Raw genomic sequence first — 13,693 nt, forward strand, 5'->3', positions numbered from 1 at the left:
CAGTCTGTCAGTACGTCTTTAATACCCGCAGTTTGTGGTTTTTATTCGCGCGAATGGTTGGATTACTGATCCAGTGAAAAATGGCCCCGCTCAACGCAAACGCGCCCGCTACCGGCCAGGCCCGCTTACTTACCTCCCCGTTGTTCACGAGGTCGGCAAGCAGATACACCGCGCCCGCGGCCGGAAAAATGGTCCCGGCCGCCGTTACGAATGGGATACGACGGTGGATGATAATTTTTTCCACTTCGTCCAGCCGGAACGTAACGGGCTCATCCCGATTCATCACTTCGTTTGCAATCAGGACGCTGAACGTACTGTCGGTGATCTGGTATACTTCTTCGTGGTATTTTTCACCCCGCGCCCGGAAATGAATATCGTCCCCTTCAAAAAAACGGTAGCGCCGAAAGCCGCCCAGGGTATGATTCACATCAAAGACCAGATAGTGCGACGGACGGAGTTGCGCCCGCTCCCGCTGGTAAGCTGACCCTTTGCGGTCCAGCAGTTGTTCGGTCGTGAGCGTATCCAGCGTCTGGGCATGAGCCAGCATTGGTAGTATGAACAAACAGGCAATCAGGTAACGAAAAGCAGCAGGCATGAACTGTGTAGAACGTAGTGAATGATCGATCAACGCTGGTATTAATTCAGAAGCCAGTCTCTTTGTTCATCTCCATAGATACAGTCCGGCCTAAAACGCAGAAAACCAACTCAGTTGAGTTGGTTTTCTGTTTTGGTGCTGCGATTAATTATTTTTGATCGAATCTTTTACAGCCTCTCTATAGTCTTTACGCGCCGAATCAAGCTCAGCCTGCTCGTCCATTACACCGGCGGCATCGCCTTCGCGTTGTTCTTCGATGACGTCTTCGCGTTTCTCTTCAACGTCTTCTGCTTTTTCCTGTGGTTTCGAGTTACAGCTTGTCGCTACACTCACTACGGCGAATGCCATCGCCCAGATTAATTGCTTCGTTTTCATAACGTGTGTTGGTTATTAATAAGCCCCTTTACAGCGTAAGGCCTTCCTATTAACCTGAACAACCCTGTTATGTTCACGCTATGGCGGTTTTGATAGTGTTGGTCGGATCGGCCTACTCCCCGCAGAGAGGTTCCTGCCCTGACAACAGACAATCAGGTTTCTCAAGAAAATCTGACAAAATCTCAACTGCTGCTGACGCCCGACCAGGGCCAACCGACCGTAGCTTTGACTCATTCAACACAACGTAAAAGCCATCTGTCAGCTATGAATTACCAATCTCTTCTCCGGCAACTCTATCAGGATTTTAACGCCCGCCATATTGACGCCGTTTTGGCTCATATGCACACCGATGTAACCTGGCCAAATGGCTGGGAAGGGGGCTACGTAGCGGGTCACGATGAGGTGCGCGCTTACTGGCTTCGCCAATGGAGCCAAATCGATCCCACCGTAGAGCCGCTCTCTTTTGAGACGAGAGCTGACGGTCAAATTGCCATCCGAGTTCACCAGGTCATCAACGATCTGAGTGGCCAGTTACTGAGCGATAGTCAACTGAATCATGTCTATAGCTTCGAGAATGGTAAGGTGCGAAAAATGACTATTGAGCACTAATAAGTCGCACGGACGCAGGTTTCGATTGGCCTGATTGACCCTTCGAAAAGAGCAACTGGTTACACCGAATTTCTAACGTAATTCCCCGTTTCCAGCGAATCCAGGATCGTTTCAAGCCGGTAGCTTGCTCGAGTTCCGCCTGGTAGTCCAGTATGACCTGCCGTTTGAGCCTGTAGTACATTCCACCCCGTTGCGGTGAATAAAAGAAGCCTGTTTTCATCGCTTTTCGTGTTGTCTACCAACGTATCTTAATAGATAGCTCAATATATGAAGATCGCCAGATTAGATTCGCAATAGCCCGCTAAAAGATGTTTCAGTAAGCGCCCTTCCTGCCTGACAGATTCCCCCGCTCTCCGCTTATCCCGGAAAGGCTATTAACCATGTCTGACCCTACGTCTTTCGTGGCTACGAGCCCGGTTGGACAGGTTTTGTTTAAAATTGGTGGACAGCCCTGCCCGATCTGCCTACCTTTGCCCGCATGATTACTGCAACTCAACTTCGCTCCTATACGGAACAAATATTTATGGCCATTGGCTGCAGCGAAACCGACGCTCGCCTGGCTGCCGACGTACTGGTAAGCGCCGATCTGCGGGGGGTCGACTCGCACGGTGTGGCCCGGCTGCCGGGTTACGTACGGCTATATGACAACGGTCGGCTTAATCCCCAGCCGCAGATTCGCCTTGTTCACGAAACCCCCTCTACCGCCGTTGTTGATGGCGACCGGGGGCTGGGTTTGGTTGTGGGACCCTGGGCCATGCAGGTAGCCATTGAGAAAGCGCGCGTAGCCGGAACCGGTTGGGTGGCCGTTCGTAACTCGAACCATTTTGGTATTGCGGGCTATCATGCCCTATTAGCCGCCGACCACGACATGATTGGTCAGGCTATGACGCATGCTGCGCCATTGGTCGCTCCTACCTTCGCGCTGGAAAAAATGCTGGGTACTAACCCCATTGCCGTCGCGATTCCGGCCGCCACGGAGCCAACGTTCCTCGCCGATTTTGCCTCGACAGCGGTGGCCTACGGCAAACTCGAAATTCTGCAACGGAAAGGTCAGGACATTCCAGTTGGCTGGGCGCAGGACGCCGATGGGCAACCAACCACCGACGCGAACGCGGTACGTAATGGCGGGGCGTTGCTGCCGCTCGGCACCGACCGCGAACACGGTTCGCACAAAGGCTACGGCCTGGGCGCGGTGGTCGACATTTTTTCGGGGGTCTTGTCCGGTGCCAACTACGGCCCGTGGGTCCCTCCTTTCGCGACCGCCGGTTTTATGCAGGCGAACGAAGGCGTGGGTCAGGGAACGGGGCATTTCTTTGGTGCCATGCGGATCGATGCGTTCCGCCCCGCCGATGAATTCAAGAATCATATGGATACCTGGATTCAGCGCTTCCGGCAGGCGCGGGCCGTCGAAGGCAAACAGGTCCTGATTCCTGGCGATCCGGAGCGGATCATGGAAGCCGATAGACTCGCCAACGGCATTCCCCTGGTGGAGCCCGTTATCACAAGTTTGCAGGAACTTGGCACCCGTTTCGGCGTTACGTTGTAAACAGCAGGGCATTTTCGGGCCAGAAAGTGCCCAAAAATCGCTTCCCGGAACGATTCAGTGCTAACCGTTGCTATCTTGCGGGTGCGCATGTTCACAAACGCCTATTTGGGCTTTACCGCCATCATCAATATATTGTTGCATGAAAAAGCAGAACTCCAACGGATTTCAATCGCAAACGCTCAACGGCATGACCCAGTCGCAGGGGCAGGCCAGTGCCAATTTTTCGTTCACGGATTACCAGACCGAAAATTTTTTTGATGAGATGTTTGCCAGTCAGACGCAGGTGCGAAATGGGTACACCTCGTTTCGGCAGCGGGTGGAGCAGCTTACACGCGAAGACATGATCAGTCGGCAGCACGCAGCCGAACGGGCGCTGATGAGCATGGGCATTACGTTCAATGTTTATTCGGAAGGGGAAGGTACTGAGCGGATTATGCCCATCGACATCATTCCCCGCGTGATTGAATCACTGGAGTGGAACCGGCTCGAAGCCGGGCTGGTGCAGCGGATCAAAGCCTTGAATATGTTCATTGATGACATCTACAATGAGCAGCGCATTCTGAACGATGGCGTCGTGCCCCGCGACCTGATCGAATCCAGCAAATGTTTCCTGGGTGCCTGTATGGGCCTGCACCCCCCCAAGGATATCTGGTGCCACATCACCGGGACCGATCTGATCCGGGGCGACGATGGTCAGTTTATGGTACTGGAAGATAACCTCCGCTGTCCGTCGGGGGTGTCGTACATGCTCGAAAACCGGGAACTCACGAAACAAACCTTTCCTGAAGTGCTGGCCCAGACCGGCGTCCGGCCTGTATCAGATTACCCGACGCGGTTACTACAAATGCTTCAGTTCATTGCCGACCGGCCCAATCCAACGGTCGTCGTGCTGACACCGGGAATTTATAACTCGGCCTATTTCGAACATTCGTACCTGGCGCAGCAAATGGGCGTCGAACTGGTCGAAGCGCGGGACCTGGTGATTTCAGGGGGCTATGTCAAGATGCGGACAACCAAAGGTTTTCAGATCGTTGACGTGATCTACCGGCGCATCGACGATACGTTCCTGGATCCTCACGCCTTCAACCCCGACTCGCTGATTGGCGTGCCGGGCATCTTTGAGGTATTCAAAAAGGGCCGCGTGGCCCTGGCCAATGCCCCCGGAACGGGCGTGGCTGACGATAAAGTAATTTACGCCTACGTGCCCCGGATCATCAAGTATTATCTGGGCGAAGAGGCTATCATCCCGAACGTTCGGACTTACATCTGTGGCGAAGCCGAAGACTGTGAGTACGTACTGGACAATATCGCCCAGCTGGTCGTAAAAGAAGCCAACGAAGCGGGTGGCTACGGCATGCTGATCGGCCCCAAAGCTACGCCCGAGGAACACGACGCTTTTCGGGAGAAAATTCGGGCAAATCCACGCAACTACATTGCCCAGCCAACGATCTCCCTGTCGCGGGTCCCCTGTCTCGTGGGCGACCACGCCGAAGGCCGTCACGTCGATCTGCGTCCTTATATTCTGTACGGCGACAGTATCAACGTTATCCCCGGCGGCCTGACCCGCGTCGCCCTGCGCAAAGGCTCCCTTGTCGTCAACTCCTCCCAGGGCGGTGGCGGTAAGGATACGTGGGTGTTGTATTAAGATCCGGGAACAAGGAGTAAATGGAACAGGGAGAAAGAAGGTATTTTGTCATTTCTTTCTCCCTGTTCCATTTACTCCTTGTTCCTAAGTTTATCTTACCTTTACATCAGACATTCATTCCTTGCTTTGCCAGATTTAAGTATCATTATCGTCAATTATAAGACGCCCAGGCTTATAATTGACTGTCTGAGTTCTGTCCGGGCGCATACGCGAGACATTACGTACGAAATCATTGTCGTCGACAATCAATCGAATGATGATAGTCAGGCTCAGATTCAGGCCGTTTTTCCAGATGTGCGCTGGTTCGACATGGGCTACAATGCCGGGTTTGCGCGGGCCAACAACCTCGGCATCCGGCAGGCGTCGGGACGTAATGTCCTGTTGCTTAACTCGGATACGCTGCTCCTCGACAATCTGCTGGCCCGCTGTGTAAAGCTATTGGACGAACAGCCTGACGTAGCGGCTGTCAGCGCCCGACAACTTGGCCGGGATCACCAGTTACGGCCGAATCTGTACACCACCTTTGGGCAGATGCGCCGGGCGTTTTACATCCTCCCCGCCAGCGAATCGTTCCAGCGTCAATTCCAGAAACTTATTCCAGATCCTCATTTTACCGACCCAAATCAGGTCGAGTGGCTGTCGGGTGCCTTTCTGATGACCCGCCCGTCAACGATTGAGAAAGCGGGCCTACTCGACGAGTCGTTTTTCATGTACGGCGAAGATGTTGAATGGGGCTACCGGCTGGGTAAACAGGGCCGCATGCTCCTGCTGCAGGATGCGCAGTTCGTTCACCTGGAGTACGGCAGCAGCACCGACAATCAGCAGCACGTAGTAACCCACCTCAACCGCTTCAAACCGCAGGTTCAGGTGTCGCAGTTACTTTGGGTCCGGAAGCAATACGGCGTCGGGGCTTACCTCGCGCTCATGACCCATTATCTGACGATGGTACCGATCGTTTACGGCTGGAAAATGGCCGTTAATCTGCGCGGGAAGAAACCGCTCATGGCCGACTTCGATAATCAACGGGCCTTTGCCAGCCAAGTTGGTGTCTTTATGCGTTTTTTCGGGTCTACATTGCTGAACAAGCCTGGTTTTTATAAAGTCTGACCAATACAAGTAGCCCCGAAAATGCTGTAATACATCCGATTTTTGAAAATTGATCCGGCCATTCCTGGCCGGATATTCGATTTTAGTGGGAATCCTAAAAAATGGCCGGGTAGAGTGTTCGCGATGAATACATTTTTTTGCCAGGTTAACGTTGTTTAAAAAATGCGTTAAGTCTATGAGACTACTTTATACTCTTGCGATGCTGGGCTTGTTCGTTGGGGCTGTATTGTTTCCTACTGTCAGCCGGGCAACCCACGTACGGGCCGGGGAGATTACGACCCGACGAATCTCGGCTACCTCACTCACCTACGAAATCACCCTGACTGCTTATTACGACTACGCAACGGGTCGGGCAGCCGCCGACGTAGCGAACGACGTAGCGATCTGTTTCGGTGACGGAACATCAAGCCGGGTTACCCGTCTGACACCCCGGTTCATTAACGGGCGAACGTCAACCATCAACATTTACCGGACAACCCATACCTTTCCGGCTGGAGCAGCCTATACCATTTCGGCAACGATCGTTAACCGGAACCGGGACACCAAAAACCTACCCCCACCGGCCTCGTCCGATCAGATTAGTTTCTTCGTCTCGACGACTATTCTCATCAACGCCCAGCTGGGTTTGAATTCGACGCCTGTTCTGCTGAACCCACCCCTCGACTCCGCCCGGGTTGGTCAGCGGTTCGTGCATAATCCAGCTGCCTTCGATGCTGATGGCGACAGCCTGGCGTTTCGGTTAAGCGTTCCTAAAGAAGGATTAGCGGAGGATTGCCCTCGTTACCGGAACATTCCAGCTTACCAGGACCCAACCCGGTTTAGCCGCACCAGCGAAGCCGGGGGGACACCGACCTTTTCGATCAATTCTCGAACCGGCGAACTTTCCTGGGATGCACCCGGCGAAGAGGGCCAGTTTAACTTTGCTTTTATTGTTGAAGAATGGCGTAACGGCGTACTCATTGGGGAAGTGACCCGCGATATGCAGATCATTGTCGTCGACCAGCCTAACCGGCAACCCATCCTGGCCCCCATTCCGGCGATTTGCGTGGAGGCTGGTACACTGATTCGACAGGCCGTAACGGCTACCGACCCGGACGGTAACCGGGTTATCATCAACGGCTTTGGTGGTGTTTTCAACGTCGGGCAGGACGGACAGCCATTGGCAGCTGGCGAGCTCATTCAACCTGAATATGGGCGCCTGGCGAACGGAGGGGTACCGCTTGCGCAACCTGCAACGGCAACGTTCACCTGGCAGACCAACTGCAATCATATTCGAACCTCGCCCTACGATGTCATTTTCAAGGTCAATGACGTACCTGGCGGAAGGGCCACGTCGCTGGTCGCGTTCCAGACGTTTAGTATCCGCATCGTTGGGCCATCGGTGAAAGGCTTACAGGCACGGGCGACCGCTTCAGCCGGTAGTCGGGCGGTACAGCTGAATTGGACGCCGTACAGCTGCGCTCCCCGTTACGGCAACGACACTACCCGATTGGTAATCTACCGGCGTGAAGGCTGTGAACCTGTTACCCCTGGTCCTTGTGTAACGGGTCCGCCAGCGGGTTACCAGCGTATCGGTACCGCTTCGGCCAGTGCCACTTCTTATATCGATACAACGGCCCTGCGCCGGGGCGGTACGTATTCCTACGTGCTGGTGGCCGAGTATCCCGACCGCAATGGTGGTACCAACGGAGGGGCCAGTGTCTCTTCCACCAACGCCTGTATCGAGCTCCCCCTGCTGGCTCCGGTGCTGACCCAGGTTACCGTCGACAGTACCGGACCCGATGGCACCCGTCGGGGTCAGGTTACCGTTCGCTGGACGCGGCCACTGGGTCTGAATCCAACGGATCTGGGCGGCCCGTATCAGTACCGCCTACAACGGGCCACGGGCCTTGCGGGCGATAACTGGACGACTGTTACCACGATCAACACGACGCTCCAAGCAGGTGCGCCCGATACGGTCTACGTGGACCGGGGCGCATCAACAACGGCCCTGAATACCGTAACGGATCCCTATCGCTACCGCATTCAGTTCTTCTATACGGCCGCCAACGGGCAATTGACGCAACTGGCCGACGTAGCTGATCCGGCGTCGAGCGTCCGGCTGGCAGCAACGCCCGCCCAGGGACGAATTACCCTGAGCTGGCAGGCCAACACACCCTGGAGCAACGAGAACAAAACTCACGACGTCTACCGCAGCCGAACCGGCAGCAATGGGCCATTCAACCTGATCGCGACGGTACAGACCCAGGGCCCGCAATCGTTCACCTACGCCGACACGGGGGGGGACCAGTTCGCGAGCGACGGCAATACCAGTGGGGCCTTATCGCGCGACAGTAGCTACTGCTATCGGGTAATGACCCGCGGCCAGTACACCGATACGCAGCTGGCCCGCCTGGGCGTCTTGATCAACTATAGTCAGATTACCTGCGCCCAACCGACTGATACGACGCGGCCTTGTCCGCCCCGACTGGGCCTGGATAGTCTGAACTGCGCCAGCCTGACCAACGAGAGTTTCTGCGATCAGACGGCCTTCACCAACCGCTTACGCTGGCAGCCCACCACCGGGCCAACCTGCGACCCCAACATTGCAAGCTACAAAATCTATTACGCCCGCTACGAGCAGGACTCACTACGGGCGCTAACCTCGGTACAGGCGCCAACGCTGACGTTCGATCACGGCGGGCTGACGACCGTGGCGGGTTGCTACTACGTAACAGCAGTCAGCCAGCGGGGACTGGAGAGTCTGCCGTCCAACAAAGTCTGCAATGAAGCCTGTCCGGCGCTGGTGCTGCCCAACGTCTTCACCCCCAATGGCGATGGTAAGAATGACGTTTTCGCACCCATGCGCTGCCCCCGCTTCGTGGAGCAGATTACGTTTACCGTCTACAACCGCTGGGGCACAAAGGTGTACGAAGGTACCGGTCCTACCCTGGCCTGGAACGGCAAAACGCAGGAAGGCGTCGATCTGCCGAGTGGTCAGTATTACTACCAGGCCAGCATCCGCTACGCCGTCCTGAACCGTAACGCCCCCGCCCAGATCATTAAAGGCTGGGTACAGCTTATCCGTGACGCGATGAGTATGCGGTAAAAAATAGGAGAAAGGAGGAAAGGGAACAAGGAGAAAGGAATCTTCAGAGTTCCAATCTTTTGCTCATCCTGGTTAGCAAAAAGGGAGGCAGGTAACGTTTACGTTCCTGCCTCCCTTTTTCTATTTCCTGAAGTTGAGATTAAGATCTGGAGCGAAGGCGGCTTCGATACGTCCTTTCTCCTTGTCCCCTTTCCCTCCTTGTTCCTATTTCATGTTATGATACACCATCTGAACGTCGTCGTCCTCTTCGATACGTTCGATGAGTTTTTCAACGTCGGCGACTTCGTCGTCGGTTAGCTCTTTATAGTCGTTCGGGATCCGCTCGAATTCGGCCTGTTTGATCTCGTAGCCTTTTTCTTCGAGAAATTTCTGAATTGCCCCGAAAGCCGTGAATTCGCCGTAGATAACGAACTGCTCCGTTTCTTCATCGTATTCGATCTCGTCACCACCAATATCAATCAATTCCAGTTCCAGTTCTTCCTGGTCGACGCCTTCCGCCGGAATCCGGAATACTGATTTCCGGTCGAACATGAAATCGAGCATTCCCTGCGTACCCAGGCTGCCACCCAGTTTGTTCAGGTAACTGCGCACGTTGGCCACCGTCCGGTTGTGGTTGTCGGTAGCTGTTTCAATCACGAGCGCGATGCCGTGGGGGCATAGGCTTCATACACGATCTCTTTGTAGTCCTCCTGCTCCTTCGACGAAGCTTTTTTGATCGCCCGTTCTACGTTTTCTTTCGGCATGTTAGCCGCTTTGGCGTTCTGGATGATCGCCCGCAGCCGCCCGTTGGAATCGGGATCAGGACCACCGCTTTTCACGGCCATCACAATGTCTTTACCAATGCGGGTGAAGGTCTTTGCCATTTGCCCCCACCGTTTCATTTTCCGGGCTTTCCGGTATTCAAACGCGCGTCCCATAGTTGTATGTAACGATAAATGTATTGCACCAGGTAACTTCCGGACAAGACCTAATCTGTCGGAAGTTACTCGGCATTAACGAGTTGATTGCTAATTTTCGCAAAATCCAGTACGTCCTGACCGCGCATCAGATCCTCGAACGTATCCCGCTGCCGGATCAGGTAAGGCGTACCGCTGTACACCAGAACTTCGGCCGGACGGAAACGGGCATTGTAGTTCGACGCCATACTGAACCCATAGGCACCCCCGTTCTCGAACGACAGTACGTCGTTGGGACGAACCTCAGGCAGGGACCGATCAGTTGCGAACGTATCGGTCTCGCAGATGTAGCCCACGACGGTGTAGACCTGCTCGGGACCAGTCGGGTTCGATACGTTCTTGATGTCGTGATAAGAGTCGTACATCATCGGCCGGATCAGGTGATTCAGGCCCGAATCGACCGCTACGAACGTCCGCGCCGGATTTTCCTTAACGATGTTGGTTTTCACCAGCAGGTGTCCGCACTCACTCACCAGAAATTTACCTGGCTCGAACCAGAGTTCCAGCTCCCGGCCGTAGCGTTGGCAGAACTCCTGAAACGCAGCCGATACCTTAGCGCCCAGATCGACGATGTCCGTTACGTGGTCACCGGCTTTGTAAGCCACCTTGAACCCGCTACCGAAGTCGATAAACTTCAGATCAGGATAATCACTAGCCAGTTCAAACAGCACCTCGGCCCCGCGCAGGAAGGCGTTGGCGTTCTTAAAGTCGGAACCTGTGTGTACGTGCAGGCCCACCACCGATATCTGGTGCTGATCAACCAGCGCCCGAATGTCGTCGCGCTGCAGGATTGAAATACCAAACTTGGAATCGGCGTGACCGGTCGAAATTTTGATGTTGCCGCCCTCTTCAATGTGCGGATTGATCCGGATGCTCACCGGCACTGACGAACCGTAATTCTCCCCTACCCACTCGAGCAGCGGCAGACTATCGACATTCAGTTGCAGGCCCAGTTCGATGGCTTCGCGAATTTCCTCGAATGATACGCCACTGGGCGTAAACATGATCTGGCCAGGTGTAAAACCCGCCAGCATCCCCATCCGGGCTTCGTTTACCGACACCGAATCCATTTCGATACCCTGCTGGTGCATCAGCTTCAGAATCGATACGTTGGTCAGCGCCTTGGCCGCGTATTTTATCTTCAGGTTGACCCCGCTGAACGACGAGCGGAGCAACGCAATTTTCTCAATGATCTTATCGGCATCATATACGTACAGCGGCAGGCCAAACTGTTCGGCGATGCCCAGCACGTCGACTCCCTGAATCGTATAGTGTTGATTATCCAGCTGCATTCCTTACGAATTAGGAGGCAAATATACGGCTTTCAGCGTTGTCGTGTAATGCTTTGACAGGATTACCGGATTAGCCGGATTTTACGTTTCGTTTTGCCTTGTAATCCTATCAAACTCGTACGCTACCGGACGGTTTTCAACCTTTTTTTTCAACCGTGCCAATCCTGTAATCCTGTCGATTGCCGTTCTTTGTCCTCATGCCCACTGATACGCTCACCGCTTCATCCTCACCATCCCGTCGTACCGAAGTCCTGGCCGGTATATCGACTTTCCTGGCTACGATGTACATCATCGTCGTTAATCCGGCTATCCTGAGCCAGACGGGGCTACCCTTCGGCGGGGTGCTGACCGCGACTGTACTGCTGTCTTTTTTCTGTAGCCTGATGATGGGCCTTTACGCCCGCAACCCCATCGTCGTAGCGCCTGGTATGGGTCTGAATGCTTTCTTCACGTTTACCGCCGTTAAGGGCATGGGCATCCGGCCCGAGGTAGCCCTGGGCGCTGTTTTTTGGGCGGGCGTTTTGTTTCTGCTGCTGTCGCTCGGCAACGTGCGAACGGCCATTGTCAAGGCAATTCCCCAACCGCTGCGGTACGCTGTTTCGGCTGGGATTGGCTTGTTTATTACGCTCATCGGTTTTGAAAATGCCCGGTTCATTATCGCCAATCCCGCTACGTTGGTCGGTGTGGCTTCGCTAACCGACCCGATTGTCTTGACGTTTGTATTTGGCCTCCTGCTGACGAGTGTACTGGTCGTACGAAACGTACAGGGAGCCATTATCATCGGTATTACGCTGACCACACTGGCGGCCTGGCCTATTGGCCGGTACTGGGGCGATGCGTCGGCCATCAACCTGGGGCAAAAAACGCTGGTCAACTTTCAGGGAATCTGGGCGGCCCCGGATTTCAGTCTGCTGGGCGCGCTAGACCTAGTTGGGTCGCTGCAGTGGTCACTCTGGCCCGTTATTTTTGCCTTTGCCTTTACCGATCTCTTCGACAGTCTATCTACCTTTGTTGGCGTGGCCGAAGCCGGAAATCTTTACGACAAAACCGGCCCCACCGCCGGGCAGCCCCGCAATCTGAGCCAGTCCATGCTGACCGATGCCGTAGCGACGGCTCTGGCGGGGCTGGTGGGCACCAGCCCCGGTACGTCCTACATCGAATCGGCGGTGGGTATCGCGCAGGGAGGACGTACGGGCCTGACGGCTATCGTAGCCGGGTGCTGCTTTCTGCCCTTTCTGTTTTTATCCCCTCTCCTGTCGGTGATTCCGTCGATTGCCACGGCTCCGGCGCTGGTGCTAGTCGGCGCTTTTATGATGAAGCCCGTTACCCGCATCAACTGGGAGCAACTGGACGATGCGCTCCCCGCGTTCCTGGCGCTGGTGCTGATTCCCTTTAGTTACTCAATCACGCAGGGCCTCATCTGGGGATTTCTGTCGTGGACAGTTATTAAAGTCGCCGTCGGTAAACGGCAGGAAGTGCCGCTGGGCCTCTGGATCGTGGATGCGTTTTGCCTACTGGCGCTGGTAGCCGGTCACTGAGTTTCTTTTTACGTCGGCTTGTCCGGCTAACCTGATTTATGAAAAAACTACTTATTACGTCGTTCCTCTTTATTACAATTTCGCAGGCCCTGACGGCACAAACGTACAAATCCCGGCCAATCACCGGCTTGCTGGGTGCCTTTGGTGCGGAAGTTACCTTAGTGCGTCAAAGCCTGAAAAAGCCCAAAACGGTCCTGGTTGACGGCGTCAAGTTCACGACGGGTATGCTGGGCAAACAACGGGTGGTTGTTGCCGAAACGGGTATCGGCAAGGTCAACGCGGCAATGACAACCGCGCTGCTGCTCGAACATTTTCATCCGGAGCGGGTGCTGTTTACCGGTATTGCGGGGGGGACCAACCCCGAACTGCAACCCGGTGATATTGTGATTGGCCAGCGAACGGCCCACCACGATTACGTGTCCATCACCGACAAGAGCCAGCCTACGCGTCAGACCCGCAACGCGCTCAGTTACGAATTCAACCCGATGTATTTTCCGGCCGATTCTAATCTATTATCGCTGGCTCAGCGCACGGCTAAAACAGTTACGCTCGAAGGGATTCCGCTGGCGTCCGGTGGTGTATCAGACCGGCCGGTTCAGGTCATTACGGGGACCATCGTGACGGGCGATGCGTTCATTGCCTCGGCCGAAAAAGGGAAAACGCTACGGGCAGATTTCCAGGCCGACGCTACCGAAATGGAAGGGGCCGCCGTGGCGCAGGTCTGCTATCAGATCAACGTGCCGCACCTCATTATTCGTAGTCTGAGCGACCGCGCCGACGCCGAAGCGCACATTGCCTACGATAAATTCTACCCCGTTGCCGCCCGAAATTCGGCCAAACTAGTATTGGCAATTGTGCGGGCGTTATAAACTTCGTTGGCTGAGTTGGTAGTCAGCTTCTCTTTTTAGTTTCTTCTTTTTACCGGAAAAAGCGAATCAACTA

The 13,693-nt window shown here is 54.7% G+C and carries 10 protein-coding genes and 1 pseudogene; 7 read left to right on the forward strand and 4 right to left on the reverse strand.

Annotated features, from left to right (window positions below; genetic code table 11):
* Window positions 1-7: 7 nt before the first annotated feature.
* Both HU175_RS18250 and HU175_RS18255 read right to left on the reverse strand, forming a co-directional pair.
* Window positions 8-595, reverse strand: a complete 588-nt coding sequence (locus tag HU175_RS18250) for a hypothetical protein (protein ID WP_176567947.1) — start codon at window positions 593-595, stop codon at window positions 8-10.
* Between the two features lie 144 nt (window positions 596-739).
* Window positions 740-970 carry a hypothetical protein gene (locus tag HU175_RS18255; protein WP_176567948.1) on the reverse strand — a complete coding sequence of 77 codons (231 nt, stop codon included), beginning with the start codon at window positions 968-970 and terminating at the stop codon, window positions 740-742.
* Window positions 971-1,234: 264 nt separating this feature from the next.
* Here HU175_RS18255 and HU175_RS18260 point away from each other — a divergent pair, with 264 nt between their 5' ends.
* From HU175_RS18260 to HU175_RS18280, 5 genes are all read left to right on the forward strand, one after another.
* Entirely contained in the window at window positions 1,235-1,579 is a 345-nt protein-coding gene (locus tag HU175_RS18260; protein WP_176567949.1) for a nuclear transport factor 2 family protein, read from the forward strand.
* A 478-nt stretch (window positions 1,580-2,057) separates the two neighbouring features.
* Complete coding sequence (locus HU175_RS18265) at window positions 2,058-3,125, forward strand: Ldh family oxidoreductase (protein WP_176567950.1); 1,068 nt, start codon at window positions 2,058-2,060, stop codon at window positions 3,123-3,125.
* Window positions 3,126-3,264: 139 nt separating this feature from the next.
* The gene (locus HU175_RS18270; protein WP_218037005.1) at window positions 3,265-4,770 is read left to right on the forward strand and encodes a circularly permuted type 2 ATP-grasp protein; all 1,506 of its coding nucleotides are present in this window, start codon (window positions 3,265-3,267) and stop codon (window positions 4,768-4,770) included.
* Between the two features lie 126 nt (window positions 4,771-4,896).
* The gene (locus HU175_RS18275) at window positions 4,897-5,877 is read left to right on the forward strand and encodes a glycosyltransferase family 2 protein (RefSeq protein ID WP_176567951.1); all 981 of its coding nucleotides are present in this window, start codon (window positions 4,897-4,899) and stop codon (window positions 5,875-5,877) included.
* A gap of 175 nt (window positions 5,878-6,052) precedes the next feature.
* Window positions 6,053-8,965 (forward strand): gliding motility-associated C-terminal domain-containing protein, encoded by a 2,913-nt coding sequence (locus tag HU175_RS18280; RefSeq protein ID WP_176567952.1) that lies wholly within the window; start codon window positions 6,053-6,055, stop codon window positions 8,963-8,965.
* Between the two features lie 204 nt (window positions 8,966-9,169).
* On the opposite strand, the pseudogene HU175_RS18285 reads toward HU175_RS18280, so the two are convergent.
* Window positions 9,170-9,882 (reverse strand): annotated as a pseudogene (locus HU175_RS18285) (YebC/PmpR family DNA-binding transcriptional regulator).
* Between the two features lie 65 nt (window positions 9,883-9,947).
* The gene (lysA, locus tag HU175_RS18290) at window positions 9,948-11,213 is read right to left on the reverse strand and encodes a diaminopimelate decarboxylase (protein WP_176567953.1); all 1,266 of its coding nucleotides are present in this window, start codon (window positions 11,211-11,213) and stop codon (window positions 9,948-9,950) included.
* A gap of 197 nt (window positions 11,214-11,410) precedes the next feature.
* On the opposite strand from lysA, the gene HU175_RS18295 reads away from it, so the two are divergent.
* Window positions 11,411-12,751 (forward strand): NCS2 family permease, encoded by a 1,341-nt coding sequence (locus HU175_RS18295; RefSeq protein WP_176567954.1) that lies wholly within the window; start codon window positions 11,411-11,413, stop codon window positions 12,749-12,751.
* Between the two features lie 38 nt (window positions 12,752-12,789).
* A complete protein-coding gene (locus HU175_RS18300) occupies window positions 12,790-13,620 on the forward strand; it encodes a 5'-methylthioadenosine/adenosylhomocysteine nucleosidase (RefSeq protein ID WP_176567955.1) in 831 nt (276 codons plus the stop codon).
* Window positions 13,621-13,693 lie beyond the last annotated feature (73 nt).

The organism is Spirosoma sp. KUDC1026, from assembly GCF_013375035.1.
Taxonomy (GTDB): Bacteria; Bacteroidota; Bacteroidia; order Cytophagales; family Spirosomataceae; genus Spirosoma.

Bases quoted from the DNA above. Each gene is read 5' to 3' on its own strand.
- HU175_RS18300 (WP_176567955.1), top strand. From the start codon at position 12,790: ATGAAAAAACTACTTATTACGTCGTTCCTCTTTATTACAATTTCGCAG.
- HU175_RS18280 (WP_176567952.1), top strand. From the start codon at position 6,053: ATGAGACTACTTTATACTCTTGCGATGCTGGGCTTGTTCGTTGGGGCT.
- lysA (WP_176567953.1), bottom strand. From the start codon at position 11,213: ATGCAGCTGGATAATCAACACTATACGATTCAGGGAGTCGACGTGCTG.
- HU175_RS18270 (WP_218037005.1), top strand. From the start codon at position 3,265: ATGAAAAAGCAGAACTCCAACGGATTTCAATCGCAAACGCTCAACGGC.
- HU175_RS18255 (WP_176567948.1), bottom strand. From the start codon at position 970: ATGAAAACGAAGCAATTAATCTGGGCGATGGCATTCGCCGTAGTGAGT.
- HU175_RS18250 (WP_176567947.1), bottom strand. From the start codon at position 595: ATGCCTGCTGCTTTTCGTTACCTGATTGCCTGTTTGTTCATACTACCA.
- HU175_RS18260 (WP_176567949.1), top strand. From the start codon at position 1,235: ATGAATTACCAATCTCTTCTCCGGCAACTCTATCAGGATTTTAACGCC.
- HU175_RS18295 (WP_176567954.1), top strand. From the start codon at position 11,411: ATGCCCACTGATACGCTCACCGCTTCATCCTCACCATCCCGTCGTACC.
- HU175_RS18265 (WP_176567950.1), top strand. From the start codon at position 2,058: ATGATTACTGCAACTCAACTTCGCTCCTATACGGAACAAATATTTATG.